The 24,898-nt window shown below is 56.5% G+C and carries 24 protein-coding genes; 5 read left to right on the forward strand and 19 right to left on the reverse strand.

The genetic code is table 11. The annotated features are described in order from the left end of the window. Positions 1 to 116: 116 nt before the first annotated feature. The 3 genes from yfcG (at position 117) to ACE38U_RS03410 (ending at position 2,100) form a co-directional block, all read left to right on the forward strand. Positions 117 to 746, forward strand: coding sequence for a GSH-dependent disulfide bond oxidoreductase (gene yfcG / locus ACE38U_RS03400; RefSeq protein ID WP_176982324.1), 630 nt, complete (start codon positions 117 to 119; stop codon positions 744 to 746). Positions 747 to 823: 77 nt separating this feature from the next. Further along, complete coding sequence (folX, locus tag ACE38U_RS03405) at positions 824 to 1,183, forward strand: dihydroneopterin triphosphate 2'-epimerase (RefSeq protein ID WP_176982330.1); 360 nt, start codon at positions 824 to 826, stop codon at positions 1,181 to 1,183. Between the two features lie 23 nt (positions 1,184 to 1,206). Next, on the forward strand, positions 1,207 to 2,100 hold the full coding sequence (locus ACE38U_RS03410) for a TIGR01777 family oxidoreductase (RefSeq protein ID WP_038480801.1): 894 nt from the start codon (positions 1,207 to 1,209) through the stop codon (positions 2,098 to 2,100). Between the two features lie 34 nt (positions 2,101 to 2,134). Here ACE38U_RS03410 and ACE38U_RS03415 read toward each other — a convergent pair whose 3' ends face one another. From ACE38U_RS03415 to dalD, 3 genes are all read right to left on the reverse strand, one after another. After that, entirely contained in the window at positions 2,135 to 3,412 is a 1,278-nt protein-coding gene (locus tag ACE38U_RS03415; RefSeq protein WP_176982323.1) for an MFS transporter, read from the reverse strand. A gap of 62 nt (positions 3,413 to 3,474) precedes the next feature. Beyond that, a complete protein-coding gene (xylB, locus tag ACE38U_RS03420) occupies positions 3,475 to 4,941 on the reverse strand; it encodes a xylulokinase (protein WP_375529171.1) in 1,467 nt (488 codons plus the stop codon). A 9-nt stretch (positions 4,942 to 4,950) separates the two neighbouring features. Beyond that, entirely contained in the window at positions 4,951 to 6,345 is a 1,395-nt protein-coding gene (dalD, locus tag ACE38U_RS03425; RefSeq protein ID WP_375529172.1) for a D-arabinitol 4-dehydrogenase, read from the reverse strand. Positions 6,346 to 6,539: 194 nt separating this feature from the next. On the opposite strand from dalD, the gene ACE38U_RS03430 reads away from it, so the two are divergent. Continuing rightward, positions 6,540 to 7,490: a sugar-binding transcriptional regulator gene (locus ACE38U_RS03430; protein ID WP_375529173.1), complete on the forward strand. Its 951-nt coding sequence runs from the start codon at positions 6,540 to 6,542 to the stop codon at positions 7,488 to 7,490. Between the two features lie 233 nt (positions 7,491 to 7,723). On the opposite strand, the gene hisP is transcribed toward ACE38U_RS03430, so the two are convergent. The 15 genes from hisP to pdxB form a co-directional block, all read right to left on the reverse strand. Then, entirely contained in the window at positions 7,724 to 8,497 is a 774-nt protein-coding gene (hisP, locus tag ACE38U_RS03435; protein WP_038480786.1) for a histidine ABC transporter ATP-binding protein HisP, read from the reverse strand. A gap of 10 nt (positions 8,498 to 8,507) precedes the next feature. Further along, on the reverse strand, positions 8,508 to 9,221 hold the full coding sequence (locus tag ACE38U_RS03440) for an ABC transporter permease (protein ID WP_061274919.1): 714 nt from the start codon (positions 9,219 to 9,221) through the stop codon (positions 8,508 to 8,510). Beyond that, positions 9,218 to 9,904, reverse strand: coding sequence for a histidine ABC transporter permease HisQ (locus ACE38U_RS03445; RefSeq protein WP_038480779.1), 687 nt, complete (start codon positions 9,902 to 9,904; stop codon positions 9,218 to 9,220). Before ACE38U_RS03445 ends, ACE38U_RS03440 begins: the two co-directional genes overlap by 4 nt. A gap of 77 nt (positions 9,905 to 9,981) precedes the next feature. Next, a complete protein-coding gene (gene hisJ, locus ACE38U_RS03450; RefSeq protein ID WP_038480776.1) occupies positions 9,982 to 10,764 on the reverse strand; it encodes a histidine ABC transporter substrate-binding protein HisJ in 783 nt (260 codons plus the stop codon). A gap of 191 nt (positions 10,765 to 10,955) precedes the next feature. Continuing rightward, on the reverse strand, positions 10,956 to 11,738 hold the full coding sequence (gene argT / locus ACE38U_RS03455; RefSeq protein WP_038480773.1) for a lysine/arginine/ornithine ABC transporter substrate-binding protein ArgT: 783 nt from the start codon (positions 11,736 to 11,738) through the stop codon (positions 10,956 to 10,958). A gap of 287 nt (positions 11,739 to 12,025) precedes the next feature. Next, entirely contained in the window at positions 12,026 to 12,598 is a 573-nt protein-coding gene (locus tag ACE38U_RS03460; protein WP_038480770.1) for a UbiX family flavin prenyltransferase, read from the reverse strand. Positions 12,599 to 12,721: 123 nt separating this feature from the next. After that, positions 12,722 to 14,239, reverse strand: coding sequence for an amidophosphoribosyltransferase (purF, locus tag ACE38U_RS03465; RefSeq protein ID WP_038480767.1), 1,518 nt, complete (start codon positions 14,237 to 14,239; stop codon positions 12,722 to 12,724). 38 nt (positions 14,240 to 14,277) lie between these two features. Further along, positions 14,278 to 14,763 (reverse strand): colicin V production protein, encoded by a 486-nt coding sequence (gene cvpA, locus ACE38U_RS03470; RefSeq protein WP_008459721.1) that lies wholly within the window; start codon positions 14,761 to 14,763, stop codon positions 14,278 to 14,280. Between the two features lie 299 nt (positions 14,764 to 15,062). Then, positions 15,063 to 15,755 carry a cell division protein DedD gene (gene dedD / locus ACE38U_RS03475; protein ID WP_038480764.1) on the reverse strand — a complete coding sequence of 231 codons (693 nt, stop codon included), beginning with the start codon at positions 15,753 to 15,755 and terminating at the stop codon, positions 15,063 to 15,065. Then, on the reverse strand, positions 15,745 to 17,013 hold the full coding sequence (gene folC / locus ACE38U_RS03480; protein ID WP_375529174.1) for a bifunctional tetrahydrofolate synthase/dihydrofolate synthase: 1,269 nt from the start codon (positions 17,011 to 17,013) through the stop codon (positions 15,745 to 15,747). The genes dedD and folC overlap by 11 nt, the downstream gene beginning before the upstream one ends. Positions 17,014 to 17,078: 65 nt before the next feature. Next, positions 17,079 to 17,999, reverse strand: a complete 921-nt coding sequence (accD, locus tag ACE38U_RS03485) for an acetyl-CoA carboxylase, carboxyltransferase subunit beta (RefSeq protein WP_038480761.1) — start codon at positions 17,997 to 17,999, stop codon at positions 17,079 to 17,081. Between the two features lie 139 nt (positions 18,000 to 18,138). Further along, positions 18,139 to 18,798: a DedA family protein gene (locus ACE38U_RS03490; protein WP_039295583.1), complete on the reverse strand. Its 660-nt coding sequence runs from the start codon at positions 18,796 to 18,798 to the stop codon at positions 18,139 to 18,141. Between the two features lie 25 nt (positions 18,799 to 18,823). Continuing rightward, on the reverse strand, positions 18,824 to 19,639 hold the full coding sequence (gene truA, locus ACE38U_RS03495) for a tRNA pseudouridine(38-40) synthase TruA (RefSeq protein ID WP_375529175.1): 816 nt from the start codon (positions 19,637 to 19,639) through the stop codon (positions 18,824 to 18,826). Beyond that, complete coding sequence (locus tag ACE38U_RS03500; RefSeq protein ID WP_038480751.1) at positions 19,639 to 20,652, reverse strand: aspartate-semialdehyde dehydrogenase; 1,014 nt, start codon at positions 20,650 to 20,652, stop codon at positions 19,639 to 19,641. Before ACE38U_RS03500 ends, truA begins: the two co-directional genes overlap by 1 nt. A 69-nt stretch (positions 20,653 to 20,721) precedes the next feature. Then, the gene (gene pdxB, locus ACE38U_RS03505; protein ID WP_038480747.1) at positions 20,722 to 21,858 is read right to left on the reverse strand and encodes a 4-phosphoerythronate dehydrogenase PdxB; all 1,137 of its coding nucleotides are present in this window, start codon (positions 21,856 to 21,858) and stop codon (positions 20,722 to 20,724) included. A 114-nt stretch (positions 21,859 to 21,972) separates the two neighbouring features. On the opposite strand from pdxB, the gene flk reads away from it, so the two are divergent. After that, positions 21,973 to 22,977, forward strand: coding sequence for a flagella biosynthesis regulator Flk (flk, locus tag ACE38U_RS03510; RefSeq protein ID WP_375529176.1), 1,005 nt, complete (start codon positions 21,973 to 21,975; stop codon positions 22,975 to 22,977). A 516-nt stretch (positions 22,978 to 23,493) separates the two neighbouring features. Here the strand turns inward: flk and ACE38U_RS03515 are convergent. Continuing rightward, positions 23,494 to 24,675 carry an MFS transporter gene (locus tag ACE38U_RS03515; protein ID WP_375529177.1) on the reverse strand — a complete coding sequence of 394 codons (1,182 nt, stop codon included), beginning with the start codon at positions 24,673 to 24,675 and terminating at the stop codon, positions 23,494 to 23,496. Between the last annotated feature and the right edge of the window lie 223 nt (positions 24,676 to 24,898).

The following is a 24,898-nucleotide window of genomic DNA, read 5'->3' on the forward strand; positions in this document are numbered from 1 at the left end:
ATAGAGCGAAAAAACCGTTTTGTCATCCGCTTAAAACGCACCATTCCGGTGCGGCATGAGCAAAAATGCCTATACTCAAAACGTTTGTTAAAAATGTGCTAACCCCTGGAGTGACCATGATCGATCTTTATTATGCGCCTACCCCAAACGGCCATAAAATCACCCTTTTTCTCGAAGAAGCTGGCCTGGATTACAAAATCCACCGTATCGATATCGGCAAAGGCGACCAGTTCCGCCCGGCTTTCCTGGCTATCTCACCGAATAACAAAATTCCTGCCATCGTCGATAATAAGCCTGCCGACGGCGGCGAGCCTCTGAGCCTCTTTGAGTCCGGCGAAATCCTGCTTTACCTGGCCGATAAAACCGGGCTGCTCCTCAGCAAAGAACTGCGCGTCCGCCACGCCACGCTGCAGTGGCTGTTTTGGCAAGTTGGCGGCTTTGGGCCTATGCTGGGCCAAAACCACCATTTCAACCATTTTGCCCCTCAGCCCGTGCCGTATGCCATAGAGCGCTATCAGGTCGAAACCCAGCGCCTTTATGGCGTACTCAACAAACAACTTGAGAAAGCCCCGTGGCTTGGTGGCCACGATTACAGCATAGCGGACATCGCGACCTGGCCGTGGGTGGTGTCTCATGAACGCCAGCGCGTTGACCTGGCCAATTTCCCGGCGGTCAGAAACTGGTTTGAACGGATACGAACCCGACCTGCCACCGTGAAGGCTTATCAGCAGGCAGAGAAGGCGTAATCCCCGGTTCAGGTTTTTTCCCGCGCTGGTGTATCCTGTGGCGGGAAAAGACTTATAAGGAACCTGCAATGTCATCCATGCAACCAGACGCCATTATTCGCATTAAAAATCTGCGCCTGCGTACCTTTATTGGCATCAAAGAAGAAGAGATTGCCAACCGACAGGACATCGTGATTAACGTCGCGCTCCACTATCCTGCCGGCAAAGCAAGGGCCAGCGAGAACATCAACGATGCGCTGAACTACCGCACCGTGACCAAAGAGATAATTCAGCTGGTCGAGAATAACCGCTTCTCGCTGCTGGAAAAATTAACTCAGGATGTGCTGAATATCGCATGTGCTCATCCCTGGGTGACATATGCTGAAGTGGAGATCGATAAACTTCACGCGCTCCGCTACGCCGACTCGGTATCCATGACCCTGAGCTGGCGGCGATAAGCGCTTTCTGGTGGGAGGTACGTATGGAGATCCTGATTACCGGCGGCAGCGGATTAATTGGCCGCCACCTGATATCTCGCCTGCTTGAGCTTAACCATCAGGTGTCGGTCGTCACCCGCTCGCCGGAAAAGGCCAGCAAGCGGCTGGACAAGCGCGTGGCGCTGCTCAAAGGGCTCGACGGCTTACAAAATCTCGACGCCTTTGACGCGGTCATAAACCTGGCCGGTGAACCGATCGCCGATAAACGCTGGAGCGAGGAACAAAAACAGCTTCTGTGCCAGAGCCGCTGGCAAATTACCGAGCGGCTGGTCGAACTGTTTAAGGCCAGCCAGCAGCCTCCCAAAGCGTTTATTTCCGGCTCCGCCACCGGCTACTATGGCGACCTCGGCGAAGTGGTCGTCACCGAAGATGAACCGCCCCACAACGAATTCACCCACAAGCTTTGCGCCCGCTGGGAGCAAATTGCCTGCGGCGCGCAAAGTGAAAAGACGCGAGTTTGCCTGTTACGCACCGGCGTTGTATTAGCCCCTAAAGGCGGCATTCTGGCCAAAATGCTGCCGCTGTTCCGGCTCGGGCTGGGCGGCCCCATCGGTAATGGCCGCCAGTATCTGGCGTGGATCCACATCGACGATATGGTGAACGGCATTCTCTGGCTGCTGGATAACGACCTGCGCGGGCCGTTTAATATGGTCTCCCCTTACCCCGTTCGCAACGAACAGTTTTCTCACGCCCTGGGCCACGCGCTCAAACGCCCGGCCATTCTTCGCGCCCCGGCCACGGCGATTCGTCTGCTGATGGGGGAATCCTCTGTTTTAGTGCTCGGCGGGCAGCGGGCGCTACCTAAACGTCTGGAAGAGTCAGGCTTTGGCTTCCGCTGGTTCGACTTAGACGAAGCGCTGGGTGATGTGATTCGCTGACAAAAAAAGCCGGGTTTATCCCCGGCTTTTCATTTTACTGCTCCACGGGGCTCATTTCCCCCGCGCCAGCTTTACCCTTCACCCGCTTCGGCTGCGGGACTTTGATAATAAACGTCAGTACGCCCGCAAACAGATACAGCCCGGTATACGCCCAGACCACGCCCACAATGTCGAAGAACGGCAGGATCAGCGAGGCAATAGCCGGTGCCACAAAGTTGCTCATCCCCGCGGACAGGTTATAGATGGAGATGGCCGCTCCGCGATGGTGTGGCTCCAGCGTTGGAAATACCGCCGTCATCGGCACAAACGCCGCGACAAAGGTGCCAAGCATCACAGCCGGGATCAGCGCGACCCAGAAATTATGCCCCACCCACACCGGCAGGTAATAAAACGTCAGGCTGGAAATCGCCATGCCTAAACAGCCGAACCAGCGCACCTGGCGAATCCAACCGATGTACTCCCCCATAATTCCCCAAAAGATATTGGTGAAAATGGTGACAAAGAAGAACACCGCCCAAATCTGTAGCCACTCAGAAATCGTGAAGCCGAGACGATCAACAAACAGCAGCGGCATCACTATCGCGAAGCCAAACAGAGACAGCGTGTTGATAATGCGGATCAGGCAGGCATAAAACACGTCACGGTTGCTGAACAGGATGGTCACCGCCCGCGACATCTCCGTCATTTTCTCGCGCAGCGGCAGATTAATCCGCGAGCGGTCAACCGGCACATTACGCAGGCTGAAGAAGGCGATAAGCCCGCCGCCCGTTACCCAGGCAATGGCCATCCACAGCGTGCCCGTTTCGCCAAATGCCGGGATAGTCAGGCTTGGCAGATAACTCCCCACCACGCCGATACCGATAGAGTACATAGCCCAGAACCAGCCGGTCGCCGCCGCCAGCCTCTCACGCGGTACCACCTGCACCAGCATCAACATGAAGGAGTAGATAAACAGCGGATAGGCCAGGCCGCGAATGCCGTAGAACAGCAGCATCAGCGGGTAGTTACGCATCCCGAGGCCGAGCGTCATAAACAATGCGTGCATCACTACCCAGGTAACAAAACCAATCAGCATCGCTTTTTGCGGGGTGATAAGCTCAGCCACTACGCCGGAAGCCCAGGCCGCCAGGCCTGCCGCAAGACCATACAGGGTAAACACCATCGCCGATTGCGCGGGCGTAAAGCCCATGTCGGTAATATGCTTAGACAAAAACGCCATCTCGAAACCATCGCCGCTCATAAAAATAGCGATGGCGATAAATCCCCACAGCAGATGTTTAGGTAAACCAAACCAGTAGTGTTTAGATTGCATAACACTCTTCCTCGTTCTCGGGTACAGGGTTCCCGGCAGCGGAAAGGCCGCCGGGAGGGCAGTCAGGGCAGCAGCTTACGAGCGGCTTTTTGTTGTTGGTAAAGCAGGTGGAACACGGACAAACGCTGCTGCAGCACGTTCTGCAAGGCTTTGCGCGGCGTGAAGCGCTGCTGAACGGGAGGCTTGCGGCAAACCACCTCTTCCACCCCACCATCGGCCAGCCAGCCAAGACGAGCTGCGCCGAGCGCGCCGGAAGAGCTGGCCGGATGCGTCACAATCGGCACATCCAGCACGTCGGCAATCAGCTGCGCCCAGATAGCGCTGCGCGCCCCTCCGCCGGTCAGGCTGCATTGGGTAATCTGGCTGCGGGACGTCTCCAGCACCGCCATGCCGTCCGCCAGGCCAAAGGTCACGCCCTCAATCACCGAATACCCCAGCAAGGCACGGCTGGTTTCATGGTTTAGCGCAAAGAAACTCCCCATGGCGTGAGCATCGTTGTGCGGCGTGCGCTCCCCTGACAGATAGGGCAGGAAAACAGGCGCATGCTTTTTCTGCTCGTCGCTCAGCCCGGCCATCTCCTCCATGAGCTGGCTTTCAGTGACCGACAGCAAATTGCACACCCAGCGCAGACAGCTGGCGGCGCTGAGCATCACGCTCATCTGGTGCCAGCGCTGAGGTAAAGCGTGGCAAAAGGCATGCACGCCGGACTCAGGACGGGTTTGCAGCTCGTCGTTAACCACGAAGATAACGCCGGACGTGCCGAGCGAAATAAACGCGTCGCCGTTATTCACCGCGCCAACGCCTACTGCCGAGGTAGCGTTATCGCCCCCGCCGCCGGCGATTTTGACGCCGGAGCTAAGCCCCCACTCGGTCGCCAGAGCTGAACGTAAAACAGCGCTGACTTCGCTGCCCTCCACCAGCCTCGGCATCTGGCTGCGGGTTAGCCCGGTAGCCGCCAGCAGTTTGTCTGACCAGTCGCGCTTTGCCACGTCCAGCCACAGCGTTCCGGCGGCGTCTGACGGGTCAGAGACAAACTCACCGCTCAGCCGCCAGCGCAGGTAATCTTTCGGCAGCAGCACCTTATCCACGCGGGAAAAGATTTCCGGTTCATGCTCCGCCACCCAGCGAAGCTTCGGGGCGGTAAAGCCGGGCATCACCAGGTTGCCGCTGATGGTCAGAAATTGCGGATGTTCTTCGGTGAGTCGAGCGCATTCTTCTGCGCTACGCGTGTCGTTCCACAGAATGCAGGGGCGCAGCACTTCTCCCTGGCCGTCCAGCAGCACCGCGCCGTGCATCTGCCCGGACAGGCCAATAGCGCGGATCTGCGCCCAGGCATCTGGTATTTGCTGGCGCAGAGTAGAAACCACCTGCTGCGTCGCCTGCCACCAGGCTTCAGGATCCTGTTCAGCCCAGTGCGGATGCGGGCGCTGAACGGTTAGCGCCGCGTGAGCAGAGCCCAGGATTTCGCCCTGCCCGTCGATGAGCAAAGCCTTTAGTTCAGACGTGCCGATATCGATTCCGAGATACATAGCGCCTCCTTAAGCTGTCGCCAGCGGCTGCTGCACAGAGGCGATCCACGCTTCCAGCCGGGCGACCGTTCGCGCCATCAGCTCATGGAAAGCTGAGGAATGGGCGAGTTCGGCAAACAAGGTTTCATCGCTGACAAAGGCCTTGAGCGGCTCAGGAGAAGTGAATAAGGCGCGAATAGCGTCGTCCTGCATGACGCCGTCCTGGTACTGGTAAGGCAGCTGGCCCTGGGCCCAACGCTGCAGGAACAGGAAGAACAGCGCGGGCAGAACCGCCGTTGCCGCAGGTTCCTCACCTCGCTGGTAGCACTCAATCAACGTTGGCGTGATAAAACCGGGGATCTTGGACAGGCCGTCGGCCGCCACGCGCTGGTTGGTATCTTTGATATACGGATTGCTAAAGCGGGCCAGCACAACGTCACGATACCCGGCCAGATCCAGCGGGCTGGGCGACAGCGAAGGAATGACATCCTCCGTGACGTAGTCCCACGCCATCTGTTTAATCGGCTGCTGCACGGTGCTTTCATCGATGTAGCTAAGGCCGGTAAGCGTGCCGGCCCAGGCAATGCAGCTGTGGCTGGCGTTCAGAATGCGGATTTTTGCCTCTTCATACGGCAGCACGGATTTCACCATTTCGACACCAACGTTCTCTAACGCCGGACGGCCGTTAATAAAATCATCCTCAATAACCCACTGGATAAAGGACTCTCCCATCACCGGCACTTTGTCGTCGAACCCGGTAGCCGCTTTCACCCGCGGGGCAATATCCGCCGTAGGACGCGGCGTAATGCGGTCAACCATGGTGTTAGGCGAAACGGTATGGGTGGTCACCCAGTCGAACAGAGCGCGATCGCCCTTCATCTTCAGGAACGACAGGAAACCGTGGCGGAAGCGTTCGCCGTTGTGGCGCAGGTTATCGCAGTTAAGCAGCGTTACCGGCTCGCCGCCGTTGCTCATGCGATGATGCAAAATGCGGCTCAGCGCGCCGTACAGCGTAGTAATGCCTCCGGCGAGATCGGCTTTGACGTCCGCCTGATTAACGTCCAGCTCATGCTGCGGGGTGAGGTAGTACCCGGCTTCGGTCACGGTGAAGGCAATCACGCGGGTCGACGCTTTGGCGCCATCTTCAACCAGGGCAGTAATCTCTTTATCCCACGGCAGTACTTTGCGGATAGAAGAGATCTTTTCGTAGGCACGCTCGCCTTCCGGGGTAACGGTTTCCAGCACATATTCGCCGTGCTGCGCCGCCAGCTGGCTCAGTAGGTCGCCGGCATCATTCCGGATGTTGCCCAGCGAAATACTCCAGCCGTCATCGCCCTGCTTGATCAGCTGATTGAGATACCACGCCTGATGGGCACGGTGGAAAGAACCTGCGCCAATATGCATCCATACCGATTTCGTCGTCATGATTCACCTCAAATTAAGCATTTGTCATTTTTAAGGGCATTTGCCCGTTTGTTATAGTCTAGTTGCGGCCAGCCCCGACTTTCTGAGATCAAACTCACATCGATAACATTTGCCCATAAAAATGACTTTTGCCCAATTACCAACAAAGCACGCGCGGGGTAGAATGCGCTGCAATAGAGCCATAAGGTGCCGCCATGAGCAGAGAAGAGAAAAAACAAGAACAAGCCGCGCGCGTCGCCTGGATGTATTACGTGGCGGGCATGACGCAGCAGGATATCGCCCGTGAGCTGGGGATTTCTCGCCAGGTCGCCCAGCGGCTGGTTTCTTCCGCACGCGAGCAGGGTATGGTGACGGTGAAAATCGCCCATCCGGTTGCCCGCTGCCTGAAGCTGGCGCAGCGGGTCCGGGAACGTTTCGGTCTGGAAATCTGCCGCGTGGTGCCCTCGGAAGGGCTGGACGATGAGGCCATCCAGCAGATGCTGGCGGTGGAAGGTGCCGAAGTGATGTCGCAGTTTATCGCCGACGAGCAGCCGCAGGTCTTCGGCATTGGCTCCGGCAAAACGCTGCGCTCAATCATCGACGTCCTGCCGTGGGTCGAACGCCCGCAGCACCACTGCGTGTCGATGATTGGGGCGATTGCGCGTGATGACTCGGGGACGCGCTATGACATGCCGCTCAAAATGGCGGAGAAAATGCAGGGTAAATACTTTTTCATCCCCGCCCCGCTGTATGCCGATAGCGAAGAAGACCGCGACATGTGGTGTCGCCACAAAGTATACCAGCGCGTGACCGACCGGGCGCTGGCGGCCAACGTCGCGTTTCTCGGCGTTGGCGAGGTGGACATCGGCTGCCCGCTGAATGCCGAAGGATTTATTACCGATGAGCAGGTCAACATGCTGCACGGCCAGGGCGTTGCCGGTGAAATGCTGGGGCATTTCTTTAACCACGACGGCCAGCGCGTCTACAGCGAGCTGGATGCCCTGCTGACCAGCGTGCCGCTGCAAAGCGACAACCCGCGTAAGATCATCGCTTTTTCCGGCGGAGAGCGTAAGTTTGCTGCCATCAAGGCGGCATTGACCGGCCGCTGGATGTCAGGCCTGGTGACGGATGAGAGTACGGCGGTGAGGTTGTTGGGCGAGGAGTGATGCATTCTTCACCCTCACCCCGACCCTCTCCCGGAGGGAGAGGGGGGAAATTATAAATGCCCTCTCCCTTTGGGAAGGGGGTAACCATTAAATCCCCTCTCCCTTTGGGAAGGGGGTAACCATTAAATGCCCTCTCCCTTTGGGAAGGGGGTAACCATTAAATCCCCTCTCCCTCTGGGAAGGGGGAAACCATTAAATCCCCTCTCCCTCTGGGAGAGGGTTAGGGTGAGGGATTACTTCAGCGATCCGGAAAGGAACTGCTGCAGGCGGGCACTTTTCGGGCTGCCGAACAGCTCGGCCGGCGGGCCTTCTTCTTCAATACGGCCCTGATGCAGGAAGATAACGTGGCTGGACACGTGACGGGCAAAGTCCATCTCGTGCGTCACAACGACCATCGTTTTCCCCTCTTCTGCCAGCTTTTGCATAATGCGCAGCACTTCCCCGACCAGCTCAGGATCTAGCGCCGAGGTAGGCTCATCAAACAGCAGCACTTCTGGCTCCATCGCCAGCGCACGGGCGATAGAAACACGCTGCTGCTGGCCACCGGACAGATGCACCGGGTATTTAACGTACTGGCGTTCGTCGATGCCGACTTTTGCCAGGTACTTAATCGCCCGCTCTTTCGATTCCTGCTTGCTCAGCCCCAGCACCTGAATAGGCGCTTCCATCACGTTTTCCAGCACCGTCATGTGGCTCCACAGGTTAAAGTGCTGGAACACCATCGTCAGCCGGGTGCGCAGCAGTCGCAGCTGGTTTTTATCGGCCACTTTGAGCTGGCCGTCTTTATCCCGCACCAGATTGATGTTCTGGTTGCTGACGACAATCGTGCCTTCGCTCGGTTTTTCGAGAAAGTTAATGCAGCGCAAAAAGGTACTTTTGCCCGAGCCAGACGAACCGATGATGCTGATGACATCTCCGGCGTTAGCCTTCAGTGACACCCCTTTGAGCACTTCATGTTCGCCGTAGCGTTTGTGCAGATCCGTTACGTTTAATTTATTTTCAGCCATCAGAAGTCACTCAGTGCGAAGCGGGTTTAACGTGCTGCAGCCAGCGTTTTTCCGCTTTACGGAACAGGCTTATCAACACATAAGAGATAATCAAATACAGCACGGCCGCGATGCCAAACGCGGTAAACGGCTGGTAGGTTGCGGAGTTAATATCGCGGGCAATCTTGAGCAGATCCGGCACCGTGGCGGTAAACGCCAGCGCCGTGGAGTGCAGCATCAGGATCACTTCGTTGCTGTACGCCGGCAGCGCGATGCGCAGCGCCGAAGGCAGAATAATACAGCGATACATTTTCACTTTTGAAAAGCCGTAGGCGCGCGCCGCTTCAATGTCGCCATGAGGCACCGAGCGAATGGCTCCGGCAAAAATCTCCGTGGTATAAGCACAGGTGTTCAGCGTCAACGCCAGCACGGTACAGTTGAGGCCGCTACGGAAGAAGGCATTCAGCAGTTCAGTGCCTTTGACTATCTCCAGCGTGTACATCCCCGAGTAGAACACCAGCAGCTGCACGTAGAGCGGCGTACCGCGAAAAATGTAGGTAAAGAGCCAGATGGGGAACGAGATAAATTTGTTGCTGGAGACGCGTCCGATGGCAAGGAACAGCGCCAGAATCCCGCCCATCACCACCGACAAAATAAGCAGCCATAGCGTGATCGCCACGCCCGTATAGCGATAACCGTCGGTCCACAGCAGGGACTGCCAGTAATCGTGAATAATATCAATCATAGCTCCGCCCTCTTCACGCCAACGGAATAGCGACGTTCAAGCCAGAGCAGCACCCCGTTTGAAACCGTAGTAAAGACCAGATAGATAATCCCGGCGACAATGGCGAAGTAGAACGGCTGCCAGGTGCTTTTCCCGGCGAGCTGCGTGGCCTTCACCACATCTTCGAGGCCGAGCAGGGAAACCAGCGCGGTTGCCTTGAGAATAACCTGCCAGTTGTTACCGATCCCCGGCAGCGCGTAGCGCATCATGGCCGGGAACAGAATACGGCGGAAGGTTTGGGAGCCGGTAAAGCCAAACGCGGTTGCAGCTTCAATGTGGCCTTTTGGCACTGCCAGAAATGCGCCACGGAAGGTTTCGGTAAAATAAGCGCCGTAGATAAAGCCGAGGGTGATAATACCCGCCACCATCGGGTCGATATCAAACTGCGCCATGCCCAGCGCATCGGTAATGCTGTTGAGCAGCATCTGCAGCCCGTAGAAAATTAACAGCATCAGCACCAGGTCCGGCACCCCGCGAATCAGCGTGGTGTAGCCCTCAAACAGTAATGCGAGCGGACGATTTTTGGACAGTTTTGCGCCAGCACCGGCAAGCCCAATCAGCACGGAAAGGACAACCGAGGCGAGCGCCAGCTCAAGCGTAACCAGAGCCCCTTTAAAAATTACTTCAGAAAAGCCATACAACATGGTGCGTATCCTGTCGTCAGTGTTTGCTGCTGCTTAATGGGCCCCGTCTGACGCGGGGCCTTTATCACCGGTAAGGGTTATTCACCATACACATTAAAATCAAAGTACGGCTTCGCTAACTTCTCATACGTGCCGTCTTTACGCATCTCCGCAAAGGCCTTGTTCAGCGCCTCACGCAGCTCGTTATCTTCTTTACGCAGGCCCATGCCGGTGCCGACGCCAAACAGCTTGTCGTCTTTAATAGACGGGCCGCCGAACTGGTAATCTTTGCCGACAGGCTGTTTCAGGAAGCCTTCGCTGGCGGCCACTTCATCCTGGAATGCGGCGTCGATACGCCCGGCGGCCAGGTCAGCGTAAATCGAGTCCTGCCCCTGATAGGAAACAATCTCGATACCTTTTGGCGCCCAGTGTTCATTGCCGTAAGTTTCTTGCGTGGTGCCCTGCAGCACGCCCACGCGCTTGCCTTTCAGCGACTCAAGAGTTGGCTGAATAGGAGAACCTTTGGCTACCACCAGGCGAGAGTCAGCCGCGTACAGCTTGTCGGTGAACGCGATTTCCTGCTGGCGCTTCTCGGTGATAGACAGGGAAGACATGATGGCGTCGATCTTCTTCGCCTTCAGCGACGGGATCAGCGCATCTAATGGGTTTTCAACGAAGGTGCATTTGGTGTTAATGCGCTTACAGAGTTCTTTCGCCAGATCGATATCAAAACCGACCAGCTCGCCCTGAGCATTTTTAGATTCGAATGGTGCATAGGTTGGGTCAGTGCCGATCCGCAGGTTTTTCGGAATAGCGGCGAAGGCTGTGGTCACGCTGGAAAATGCCAGCACCAGAGAAAGAGACAAAACCAACTTTTTCATAATTATCCTCAATAGACTGTCCGTTACTTAAGGCTCACACCCACTACAAACAGGGAAAACTTACGCAACACGTTGCGAATACAACGTTTTCGCACCATAAAGGTGCAGCCGGAACGTGACTGCACCACTGCATAGTTATCCTGCCCGGTTAAGAATATATTCATAACCGGGCTACAGACTAAGGGATAAACTTATTCGCCGTAAACATTAAAGTCGAAGTACTTTTTCGCTAATTTGTCGTAAGTGCCGTCTTTGCGTATTTCGCCCAGCGCTTTGTCGAATGCGGCCTTCAGCTCGGTGTCATCTTTACGCAGGCCGATGCCTGTCCCGTCACCAAAGTACTTCTTGTCCTTCACGGAAGAGCCCGCAAAGGCATAGTCTTTCCCGGCAGGCTGCTTCAGGAAACCTTCGCTCCCGGCCACTTCGTCCTGGAATGCAGCATCCAGGCGCCCTGCAGCCAGGTCAGAGTAGATCAAATCCTGGTTGGCATAAGCCACCACATCAACCCCTTTCGGGCGCCATTCGGCGTTGCCGTAGGTCTCCTGGATAGAGCCCTGCAGCACCCCAACGTGCTTGCCTTTCAGCGATTCGAGCGTCGGCTGAATCGGAGAGCCTTTGGCCGCGATCAGGCGAGAGTCCGCCGCATACAGCTTGTCGGAGAAGAGGATTTCCTGCTGGCGTTTTTCGGTTATCGACAGCGATGAGATAATGGCGTCGATTTTCTTCGCTTTCAGCGACGGGATCAGGGAGTCAAAGTCGCTGCCAACCCACGTACACTTGGTCTGAATGCGTTTGCAAAGTTCGTTCCCCAAATCGATATCAAACCCAACAAAATCCCCCTTAGCATCTTTCGAGGAGAATGGCGCGTAGGTCGCGTCGGTACCAATACGGACGGTTTGCGGAATTGCTGCAAACACGCTGGCTGCGCTGGACAGGCCGAGCAGTAAAGACAGTGCAAGAACCGACTTCTTCATACGATACCCTCAAGTTTGGCTTTCTTATTTGTGATGTCTTGTTGTGTGGTAATGCCTTGGCAAACGAAGAGTTGCAGTTCTCATGCCACTTTTTCCTGCGTGGGAAAAAGCCGCTGATTTATGTTAATAAAACGTTGCAACTTCGCGCTAGTTTGAAAGATAGCAGTTCTGGGAAGCGGGACTAGAGGGGGAAGGGATTTTCGCGGATTAAATCTTCTAAAAGCGATCGGCGTTGCAGAATTGCCCCATTATGAGGCAATCATTTTGTGACGCACCGCATCAGTGCATTACTTGTGCTCGCCCCAGCGAACGAACAGGTCTTCAGGCAGCTCAAGATCAAACTGATCCAGCACCCGGTTCACCGTCTGGTCAACGATATCCTGCAGCGTTTGCGGCCGATGATAAAACGCGGGCACCGGCGGCATAATCACCGCGCCCAGCTCGGAGGCCTGAGTCATCAGCCTCAGGTGGCCAAGGTGCAGCGGCGTTTCACGAATGCAAAGCACCAGCGGGCGGCGCTCTTTCAACACCACGTCCGCTGCGCGGGTCAACAACCCGTCCGTATAGCTGTGTACGATGCCGGACAGCGTTTTAATCGAGCACGGCAGCACCGCCATGCCCATGGTCTTAAACGAGCCGGAGGAAATGCTGGCGGCAATATCACGAGCGTCATGCACGACGTCCGCCAGCGCCTGAACGTCGCGCAGCGAGTAATCGGTTTCCAGCGCCAGCGTCTGGCGAGCTGCGTTGCTCATTACCAGGTGGCTTTCTACCTCCGGCAACTGCTGCAGGATTTGCAGTAAACGCACCCCATAAATAGCGCCGCTGGCTCCGGAAATACCGACGATCAGTCGTTTCATTGAATTTGCCCATAGAGAATATCTGGGCTGACTTTGCCGCAAGATGAGGTGGGATGCAAGGCTGGCGGAACCGGGAGGGGAAGAACGAGCCTCTCCCCTTTGCAGGAGAGAGGCCAAGGCCGATTAGCCTTCGTTGTGCATCTCTAAGTTTTCCACTTCGTTCTGACGCGCCAGTGCCTGGGAGTCGTCGTTACGCAGGGATTCGAGATACTGCAGGTATTTGTGGTCAACGTCTTTTGTCACGTAGATGCCGTTGAACACCGAACATTCAAACTGGGTGATGTCCGGGTTTTCCACGCGCACCGCTTCGATAAGGTCGTCCAGGTCCTGGAAAATCAGGCCGTCAGCGCCGATTATCTGGCGAATTTCGTCCACTTCACGGCCGTGAGCAATCAGCTCGTTGGCGCTTGGCATGTCGATGCCATAGACGTTAGGGAAGCGAATTTCCGGTGCGGCTGAAGCCAGGTAAACCTTTTTGGCTCCGGCTTCACGCGCCATCTCGATAATCTGCTCGGACGTAGTCCCGCGCACGATGGAGTCATCCACCAGCAGCACGTTTTTATCACGGAACTCGGCGCGGTTGGCGTTCAGCTTACGGCGCACGGACTTACGGCGCAGCTGCTGGCCCGGCATGATAAACGTGCGGCCCACGTAGCGGTTTTTCACAAACCCCTGGCGGTACGGTTTATCCAGAATACGGGCAATTTCCAGCGCGATGTCACAGGAAGTTTCGGGAATAGGAATGACCACGTCGATATCCAGGTCTTCCCATTCGCGGGCAATCTTCTCGCCAAGCTTTTTCCCCATCTCAACGCGCGCGCTGTAAACGGAGATCTTGTCGATAAACGAGTCCGGACGAGCAAAATAGACGTACTCGAACAGGCACGGATTGCTGACCGGGTTATCGGCGCATTGACGAGTAAACAGCTGGCCTTTCTCGGTGATGTAGACCGCTTCGCCCGGCGCGATATCACGCAGGAACTCAAAGCCCAGGGTGTCCAGCGCCACGCTCTCGGAGGCCACCATGTATTCGGTGCGGCCGTCGCCCAGGTCACGCTTGCCGATAACCAGCGGGCGAATGCCGTTCGGATCGCGGAAGGCAACCATGCCGTGACCGATAATCATCGCTACGCAGGCATAAGCGCCGCGAATCTGGCGGTTAGTGGCGGCGATGGCGGCAAAAATGTTGTCGGCCTCCAGCGGATAATGGCGGAAGTTATCCAGCTCGCTGGCAAAGACATTCAGCAGGATTTCAGAATCAGAGGTGGTGTTAATGTGGCGGCGTTTTTCTTCAAACAGCTTTTTACGCAGCTCGTGGGCATTGGTCAGGTTACCGTTATGCGCCAGGGTTATCCCGTAAGGAGAGTTAACGTAGAAAGGCTGGGCTTCTGAAGCGCTGGAACTGCCTGCGGTTGGGTAACGCACGTGGCCGATGCCCATATTCCCCTGCAGACGCTGCATGTGGCGGGCTTCAAACACATCGCTCACCAGGCCATTCGCTTTACGCAGACGGAAGCAATTTAAAGCGTCGATGGTGACGATGCCTGCGGCATCCTGGCCACGGTGCTGAAGCACCGTTAACGCATCATAAATCGACTGGTTTACCGGCATGAAACCGGCGATACCGACAATACCGCACATGTTGTCTTTTCCTCATTAAGCCACACCCCCCGCTACGATTAGCGGGGCAAGAAACTTGACGAGCTTTGCAGATAGTCAAAGAACCATCTGATGATGAAACTGAATTGCGGGATAAGCTGCGACTTTTGCCAGTCATCGCTTTTTGAAAAACCGGTAAAGGTATCCAGGAAGAACAGAATGGCGGAGACGATCAGTACGCCACGCAAGGCGCCAAAGCAGATCCCCAACACCCTGTCTGTACCCGACAGGCCGGTTTTTTGCACCAGCGCGCTAATCACATAATTGACTATCGCACCGACAATCAGCGTCGCGATAAACAGCACCGCGATAGCTATCCCATTACGTACCAGTTCGTCTTCAAAGCCAGTGAACCAGACTGACAGATAAGTGTAGTAATGACTGGCGACAAAGAAAGCACATCCCCAGGTCACAAGCGATAACGCTTCCTTCACAAACCCACGTATTACGCTTACCAGACAAGAAAAACCGATAACCGCAATGATGGCGTAATCTATCCAGATCATGAAAAAATCTCGTGACAAATTGCCCTGACGTCCAGTTCGGGGCGAATTCTAACAGAAAAAGAAAACGTTTGCGTAGGGATTTCCTTCCCGCGCGTAAATAAATAATGGCGTTGAAAAAAGCATCAACGCCATTAAAAAAGTGCCTGTTTTCCCCTCACCTTTTAGAGGCGAAGTGACGGTATGGCGTCGTTTTTCCCCTCACCCTAACCCTCTCCCCAGAGGGGCGAGGGAACCGTTCGGTGTAATGGCCTTCCCACTCTCCCTTCCAGGGAGAGGGCCGGGGTGAGGGTCACAAACCGCTACCGTGGCGAGTAGTTCATCACCACGCCGTTCAGGCCAGAAAGAGAATTCAGCTCGCCCAGCGAGGACTTCAGCTTATCTTTCGACGCGTCAGGCCCAACCAGAATACGGGTGATTTTCCCCTGCACAGGCGTTGTCGGTGAGGTATAAACCTTGAATCCGGCACCGCGCAGTTTACCAACAATTTCATTCACTTTGTCCGCATTTTTCAATGCGCCAAGCTGCACCACATACGCCTGTCCGGTCGGTGCTTTGTCGGCTGGTTTTTCCGTCTTCGCTGGCTGCTCGGTCTGGTTATCAACCACAGGTTTAGGCTGCGGTTTCTCCACCGGCTTCGGTTTTGGTTTTTCCTGCACCGGCTGTGGCTTAGGCTGCTCACGTGCCGCAGGCACTTCGTCAGCGCCCGCAGAACCTTCGTTTGGAATAGCGCCGTTATTCAGCCCCGGCGGCACGGCGGCCCCGGCTCTCACCTCTTCTGCGGCCCCTTCCGGTGGCTGCGAAGGCAGCGCCTGGGTGGCCGAAGGCAGCATATCAGGCTCGTCGCTGTCCCCTGGTTTTGGCACCAAAGGAATGGCTGCGAACTCGTCCTGATAATGTTTTTTCTGCCCGTCCAGCAGACCCGGCAGCACAATAACGCCCAGCGCGACCAGAATAATGGTTCCGACTAATCTGTTTTGAAACTTACTCGCCACCTGCTCTCCCCGCGTCCAGTACTTCCATTACATGGGCCACCGTGTGGAACGAGCCACACACCAGCACGGTATCATCAGCCGTCGCTTCTGCCATCGCCGCGTGCCAGGCGTCCGCTACGCTTGCAAACGTCCTGCCGTGACCAAGATGGGCGATCAGCTGCTCAGCGCTTGCGCCTCGTGGCCCCTCCAGCGGAGCACAATACCAGCTATCGACCTGAGGCGACAAACAGGCAAGCGTTCCGGCAATGTCTTTATCATGAAGCATACCCATCACCGCCAGCACGCGTCCCTGTTTTGGTAACGCCGCCAGGCGACCGGCAAGGTAAGCCGCCGCATGTGGATTATGGGCAACATCAAGAATAACGCGAGGCGCCTGAGAAACTATCTGGAAACGCCCAGGCAGCGTGGCATGCTCAATGCCATAACGTATCGCGTTTTCACTCACGTTAAGTTTACTTGCGCGCAAAGCGGCGAGTGCCGTAGCGGCATTTGGCTGTGGAACCAGCGGCAGCGGCAGATCGCATAGCTCGCCCTGAGCATCACGGAACGTCCAGCCCGTGGCGTTCACCTCGTAATCCCAGTCAACGCCGCGACGCAGCAGCAGCGCGCCCTTCTCCTGAGCAACATCGGCAATCGTATGCGGCATAGCCGGCTCGCCCACAACCGCCGGGTTATCTCTGCGGAAGACACCGGCTTTTTCACGGCCAATACTCTCGCGATCCGGGCCAAGCCAGTCGGTGTGATCGAGCGCGATGCTGGTGACCACGGCCACATCAGAGTCCACGACGTTGGTAGCATCAAGACGGCCGCCAAGGCCCACTTCAAGAATAACCACGTCCACAGCCTGCTGCTTAAACAATAGCAACGCGGACAGCGTTCCGTATTCAAAATAGGTTAAGGAAATATCTCCGCGCGCGGCCTCTATTTCAGCAAAGGAGGCGGTATGCAGGGCTTCGGGTAATTCTTCACCCTGAATACGCACTCGCTCGGTGTAACGCACCAGGTGCGGCGAGCTGTAAACTCCTACGCGATAGCCGTCCGCCATCAGCACGGTTTCAAGCGTGCGGCAGGTGGTGCCCTTCCCGTTAGTGCCGGCCACGGTAAACACCGTTGGCGCAGGTTTCAGCACGTCCAGCTTAAGCGCAACTTTGCTGACGCGCTCAAGGCCCATATCTATGGTGGAGGAGTGAAGGTTTTCAAGATAGCAAAGCCACGTGGCCAGGGGCGACGTGGCTTGAGGGATAAGATCTTTTTCCATGATGCCCACTTAACATGCACATAAAGAAAAAGGGCAGAACCTGCTGGCCTGCCCTTAGTTACGAATCAGGCCTCTTGACCCTGTTCCGGCGCCGGCGGAACCACAATCGGCTCACGCGGGGCTTCCGGGTTTGGTGCCGGCAGATTCATAAACTTCGCCAGGACGCTCGCCAGCTTCAGGCGCATTTCCGGGCGACGGACGATCATGTCGATCGCCCCTTTTTCAATCAGGAACTCACTGCGCTGGAAGCCCGGCGGCAGTTTTTCACGAACGGTTTGCTCGATAACGCGCGGGCCGGCAAAACCGATCAGCGCCTTCGGCTCGGCGATGTTCAGGTCACCCAGCATTGCAAAGCTTGCAGAAACGCCGCCCATGGTTGGGTCAGTCAGCACGGAGATGTACGGCAGACCGCGCTCCTGCATTTTTGCCAGCGCTGCGCTGGTTTTCGCCATCTGCATCAGCGACATCAGCGCTTCTTGCATACGCGCCCCGCCGGAAGCGGAGAAACACACCATCGGGCAATTGTCTTCCAGCGCCTGTTCAACGGCACGGACAAAACGCGCGCCGACCACAGACCCCATCGAACCGCCCATAAAAGCGAACTCAAAGGCCGCAGCAACGACAGGCATACCGTGCAGGGTGCCTTTCATGACAACCAGGGCGTCTTTTTCGCCGGTCTCTTTCTGCGCGCTAACCAGACGATCTTTGTATTTCTTGGAGTCACGGAACTTCAGCAAATCTTTTGGCTCAAGCTCGCTCCCCAATTCCACCATTGTGCCTTCATCTAACAGGCTATGCAGGCGATCGCGGGCCGACATACGCATGTGGTGATCGCACTTAGGGCAGACGCCAAGATTGCGTTCCAGCTCGGCGCGGTACAGGACCTGGCCGCAGCTGTCGCACTTGGTCCACACCCCTTCAGGGATGCTCGCCTTACGGGTGGGAGTAATATTGCTCTTATTGAGAATTCGTTCAATCCAGCTCATTGATGACCTTTCTGCTTGAACCTGGTCGATACCAGCTTTTCTGTGGCAGTTTTCCCTGCCCCAGACCATAAATGGTGCTCATTAAAACACAACGGCCCGCGACTTTGGATAAAAAAGTGGTCGAACCGCTGCCCACGTATTATTTTGACTGCCGCGACGCCGCGCGTTTGTGGCGAATAACTTCCACCACGCCAGGCAGTATCGATACCACGATAATTGCCACAATCAGCAGCTTCAGGTTTTCCTGTACCACCGGCAGGTTACCGAACAGGTAGCCCGCGTAGGTGAACAGCAAGACCCACAGCAGTGCGCCGACAACGTTATAAATCGCAAAATGGCGATAGGACATATGCCCCATCCCGGCAACAAACGGTGCGAAGGTTCGCACAATCGGCACGAAGCGCGCGAGGATAATCGTTTTTCCGCCGTGACGCTCGTAAAAAGCATGAGTTTTATCAAGATAACTGCGGCGGAAGATTTTTGAATTCGGATTACTGAACAACTTCTCGCCAAACAGCCGCCCGATAGTGTAGTTCACCGCATCACCGATGATGGCGGCAATCACCATCAAAATGACCATGTAATGCACGTTCAGGTCGTTAGTTTCCAGCGAGGCCAGCGCGCCCGCCACAAACAGCAGCGAATCACCCGGTAAAAACGGCGTCACCACCAGCCCGGTTTCGCAGAACAAAATCAGGAACAAAATCGCGTAAACCCAGACGCCGTATTGTGCCACCAGCTCGGCCAAATGCACGTCGATATGCAAAATGAAGTCAATGATAAAACGGATGAAATCCATCAAAGTTTCCTTTCTTAAGCAGCAATCAGTCGGCTAAAAAAAGCGGCCCCATCGGGAGACGCGGCAGTGCAAAATGGTCAGGGTAATCCACCGACACAAGGTACAGTCCTTCCGCTTTCGCGGTGGCCGCGGCCTTAGTGCGGTCCTTCATTGCCAGCAGGTCAGCCATCCAGTTTTCAGCCTGGTTACCGCAGCCCACTTCCATCAGGCTGCCAACGATATTGCGCACCATATGGTGAACAAACGCGTTGGCCTTAATGTCCACCACGATGTAAGCGCCGTAGCGGTTTACCGTAATGTGCATCATATTGCGCCACGGGGTGCGCGACTGGCACTGCACCGCACGGAAAGAGGTAAAATCATTTTCCCCCAGCAGGCTCTGGGCGGCACGGTGCATTTTGTCCGCATCCAGAGGCAGGTGAAAATGGGTCACGCCCTGCTGCAAAACGGCCGGACGCAGGCGATGATTATAAATCACGTAGCGGTAACGCCGAGCCGTGGCGCTAAACCGGGCATGAAACTCGGCCGGCACATCTTTTACCCAACGAACGGCGATGTCACCAGGCAAATTCGTATTTACGCCCATTGTCCAGGCTGCATCTTTGCGCAAGGCGCTGGTTTCAAAATGCACCACCTGACCTGTGGCGTGAACGCCCGCATCGGTGCGCCCCGCGCAAAACACGTTAATCGGCTCATTAGCCACCTGAGACAGCGCTTTTTCCAGTTTTTCCTGCACGCTGCGCACTTCGTTCTGGCGCTGCCAGCCGTAATATTTACTGCCGTCGTACTCAATGCCGAGCGCGATTTTATGAAGCGGGGTTTCGCTTAGCACTTCGGACATCAGTACATATACTCCTGCACCAGTTTCTCAGCGGTTTTTATCGCCATCAGCGCACCGCCAAAGCGAACGTTATCGGCGACCGACCAGAACTGAATTTGCTCCGGCATGCCGTAATCGTTTTGCACGCAGCCAATAGAAAGATGGCCGCTGCCGGACGCATCCGCAACCTGAGTCGGGAATTCGCCTTCTTCAGACAGCTCGATATCTTCCGCCTGGGTAAACGCATCCCGGGCCTCTTCAGCCGCCAGAGGACGCAGTGCTTCGAAATTAACGATTTGCGCGTGGCCGTAGAATACCGGCGACTGCACGAGGCTGGCAGAGATCATCAGACCGTCGTCCTGCAGCACTTTACGCGCTTCATTCACCAGGCGACGCTCTTCGCGCACGCTGCCTTCAGCATCCGGCACCAGCGGCAGCATGTTGAACGCCAGCTGGCGGCCAAACAAGTCCTCTTCATCGATAGGAATGCCGTTCAGCAGGCGTGCGCTCTGCCCGGCCAGCGCGTCAACGGCAGCTTTGCCGCGCGCGGAAGCAGACAGCAGGCTGGTGACCTGAATACGCGACAGGCCGCCCTGCTCGATAAGCGGTTTTAACGCGCTCAACAGCTGGCAGGTCAGGCTGTCCGCCACGGCAACCAGGTTACGGTTGCGGTAATCGCTCAGCACAAACGGGTTCACGTCCGGCACTACCAGCGGCACGTCCGGCTCCATAGCAAAAAGACCGCTGGAGTCGATAACCAGGCAGCCAGAATTGGTTGCTTCTTCCACGTATTGTGCGGACGCTTCCACGCCCCCGACGAAGAACGCAAGCTGGGCCTGAGTCCAGTCGAACTCTGCTGCGTCCTGCACCATGATGGTTTTGCCTTCATAACGCAGGTTTTCACCGGCGCTCTCGCTACGCGCCAGGGCATACAATTCACCAACCGGGAACTGACGTTCAGCAAGCAGTTCAAACAAAGCTGAGCCCACGGCACCGGTGGCGCCTAAAACGGCAATATTCCAGCCTTCAGACATGTTGGTTTACTCCAGAAAATAAAACAGATGCTCCCCGAGACAGCGCCTCAGGGAGCCAGAAGATAAAACTTAGCTCAGCGGATGATGAATCGCGCTAAAACCCAGTTTTTGCAGCATGTTCGCTGCAGTTGCGTCATCGCACTGTACGTAAAGCGATGACCACTCGCGGCGCTCGAGGTAGTTTTTACGCAGCTTGTCGAATTCGCCAGGCTGACCGGCTACCTTTCGCAGTGGGGCATCGTCGCGGCGCACATCATACACCAGATGCACCAGTCTTTTGAGCGTCGGTTGATCGAGCGGACCCGCCAGAGTGATACGGCCAAACTCCGGCGCGGGCAGCAGCGAATCCAGCGCGACCTGCTGCGACTGACCGATGAAATCGCTAAAGGCTTCAAAGACCTGCGTGGTCCCCCGAGCCTTGCCCTCAAGCGTGTAGCCCGCAATATGTGAGGTGCCGATGTCCACCTTGCTCAGCAGCTCGACGTTGAGATCCGGCTCCGGTTCCCAGACGTCCAGCACGACGCTCAGCTCCTGCCCTGCCTTTAAGCATTTCAGCAGCGCAGCGTTGTCCACCACCGGGCCACGGCAGGCATTAATCAGAATAGCGCCAGGCTTCAGGCGGCTAATCAGCGCCTCATCGGCCAGGTGCAGCGTTTTGTAATCACCGGATTTAAACAGCGGCGTATGGAAGGTAATGATATCGGCATCCTGCACCAGCGCTTCCAGCGCCACGAAGTCGCCTTCGTCACCGCGATCGGCACGTGGCGGATCGCACAGCAGGGTACGCACGCCCCAGGCTTCAAGACGTGCCTGCAGGCGGGAACCGACGTTACCCACGCCAACGATACCGACGGTCCTGTCTTTCAGCTCAAAACCGTCGCGCTCGGCCAACATCAATAAGGAGGAGAACACATACTCAACAACGGCAATCGCGTTACACCCGGGTGCTGCGGAGAATGCCACCCCGGCGCTTTGCAAATACGCTTCATCAACGTGATCGGTCCCGGCCGTTGCCGTCCCGACAAATTTAATCCCTTTACCGGCCAGCAGTTCGGCATTCACTTTCGTGACCGAACGCACCATCAGCGCGTCAGCATCCGTTAACGCTTCAACCGGAATCGGACGCCCCGGCACGGCAGTCACCTCGCCCAGGCGGCTGAAAAGTTCGCGGGCATAGGGCATATTTTCATCAACGAGGATTTTCACCTGAGTACCTGTCTGTTAATCGTCGAGATAAGGCCGGATAGTGTGCCATAATCTGACGTCCGGGCATAACGAACTACTTGCGAATGTTTTGTCGTACTTAAGGATCATTTAATAATGCAACCCATTCAGGGCGCCACGCCGCGTCCTCCGGGGGAACCAGCCTCCGCACCTTCTGCCGCTGGCGAACAGCCACTTTCCACCCAGCAACGTACCGTGCTGGAGCGTTTGATCACCCGGATCATTGCGCTCAGCCAGCAGCAGAGCGCTGAAGTGTGGGCCGGCCTGAAACACGATCTGGGGCTGAAAAACGAGACCCCGCTGCTGTCTCGTCATTTCCCGGCCGCCGAGCAAAACCTGAACCAACGCCTGACCAGCGCGCAAACCACGCTGGCGACGCGTCAGATCATTCAGCAACTGAGCGATTTGCTGCCGCAGGGCAATAACCGCCAGGCGGTGAGCGACTTTATTCGCCAGCAGTTTGGCCAGACGGCGCTGAGCCAGCTCACGCCGGAGCAGCTAAAAACCGTGCTGACGCTGCTGCAAAACAACCAGCTCGCTATTCCTCAGCCGCAGCAGCGCCCGGCAACCGACCGCCCGCTGCTGCCCGCCGAGCACAACAGCCTGAACCAGCTCGTCACCAGGCTTGCGGCGGCTACGGGCGAGTCAGGGAAACAAATCTGGCAGTCGATGCTTGAGCTTTCGGGCGTGAAAACCGGCGAATTAATCCCGGCTAAGCATTTTGCCTTGCTGACCACCTGGCTACAGGCGAGGCAAACGCTGAACCATCAGCCTGCGCCAACGCTGCACAGCGTGCAGGCCGCACTTAAGCAGCCGCTTGAGCCGCAGGAGTGGAAAGAAATGGTGGATTACAGCCAGCAGCGCTTCCAGGCCACGCCGCAAAGCGTGCTGACGGCCGCGCAGGTGCAGGACATTCTTAATCAGGTGTTTTTAAAACGCGCCGAGCGCCAGTCAGGAACAGCCGAAGTGCGGGATATTCAACCCATCTACAACCCGATGTTCAGCGCCATTATCGAACCGATAAAAGCGCTGAGCGCAAGGCCCGGACTGACGCTGATTGCACTGGTGGTGGTGATGATTTTGCTCTGGTTGGTGATATAACGCTCTCAAGGCTGGCTTTTAGTCAGATTTCCGTTCAACTTTCCCGAGAGATATCTTTCGCTCCGCCGCTGAAGCGGTAAACCCACCGGCTATCACCCAAACAGTCGGGGTCGTAACCGGGGGCGATGAGAGCCGGGAACAAGGGCGTGGCTGTAAGTCTTGAAACGACTGTGACTTTCAGAATTGCTGCGGGTTTAAAGCGAGGCTCGGTTCCGGCTTAAATCGCCTCCGTTTTCTCTCCGACTGGCCAGGGTCCGGACGTCGGGAACGGCCGGAGGCTGAGAGCGTCTGGAACGCATCTCAGCCGACCCAGGACTGGGAGATAAAACGGAGGTCTGCCGCTTCAGCGGTCGATTTATTTGGCCGGGAGTCCGGGGTCTCGGGGAAGTGACGGTGACTTCCCCGAGTCGTTCACCGTTGCGGTGGCTGCATATAAAACAGAACTGGAAGTGAACGGAATTTTAGCCAGCATCACATAATCGTGGATATTTGTGACGATGGCAGGACTAAACCAACCTACTTCCTGAACGCCACCAGCGTCACGGCAATCCCCAGAACCGCAGAAATCGCCCCCGCCATAAACACCGACGAATAGCCCATGGAAGTGGCCAGAATGCCCGTCAGTGGCCCGGTGACACCGTATGAAATATCCTGGAACGCCGCATAGCCGCCCAGGGCCGTGCCACGAACCTGAGGCGGAACGCGCTTAACCACTTCCACGCCCAGCGCCGGGAAAATCAGCGAGCAGCCGCAGCCCGTCAGCGCTGCACCCAGCAACGCGGTCCAGGCACCTGGCGCATGCCAAAGAAGCAGCAAGCCCACCGTTTCAACGGCCAGGGAGAACAGTGCCACGCGCACGCCGCCGTAGCGGTCAGGCATCCAGCCAAACAGCACGCGCACCAGAACAAACGCGCCGCCGAAAGCCGTTAGGGTGAAGCCTGCATGAGCCCAGCCGTTTGCGGCAAAATAGAGCGAAACAAAAGTACCAATAACCGCGAAACCAACGCCCTGCAGCGCCAGCCCGAGCCCCGGCTGCCAGATAAGCCCGACAACGGTAAACAACGAAGGCCGCTCGCCTTTATGGGCCGGAACAGGCTGCACGGTACTATTAAACAGCAGGCCAATCAGCGGCAGAGCAATGGTCGTCACGCCCAATGCCACAAAACCCCACTGGGCGTTGAGCATCAGGCCAAGCGGCGCCCCGGCGGCCAGCGCACCGTAAATCGCCATCCCGTTCCAGGACATCACCTTGCCGGAACGTCCCGGCCCAACCAGGCCTAACCCCCAGGTCAGGTTCCCGGTCAGCAGTTGGCTTTCACCAAAGCCGAGGATCAGCCGCCCCACGATCAGCAGGCCAAACTTTACGGCCGCATCGACAGGCAGCAGCGCGGCGAGCAAGTAGGCTACGCCCGCCAGCCCACAGGCAAACATCCCCTGCAGGACGGAGCGTTTGGCACCCATCTGGTCAGCCAGCCGTCCGGCATAGCCTCGGGTTAATACGGTGGCAAGAAACTGAATGCCCACCGCCACGCCAACCATCATGTTGCCGTAGCCAAGCTGCTGGTGAACAAAAAGCGGGATAACGGGCAGCGGCAGGCCAACCGTCATATAGGTAAGAAATACCGCAAAGGTAATTCTGAATAGCGATGTATTCGCCGACTTCGACGTTTTAAGGGTGGTCTCAGGTACCGCAGACATACTGCTTACTCCATAAATTCAGAGCAAGGCGCAACTCAACCCGCGCCCTTTCCTCTGAGTGTTCAGATTATAGGGTGCGTTGGTTAACGTTAAACGCTTACGCATTATCAAAATGATAATGGAGGGGAATGCATAGTGCCTGCCGGCTAACCGGCTGTCAATGCAGAGGAATAGACAAAAAAATAGGGCACCCGAAGGCACCCCATTCTGAATCAATCGCTTT

It is taken from the genome of Cedecea selenatireducens, assembly GCF_042138895.1.
Taxonomy (GTDB): domain Bacteria; phylum Pseudomonadota; class Gammaproteobacteria; order Enterobacterales; family Enterobacteriaceae; genus Cedecea; species Cedecea selenatireducens.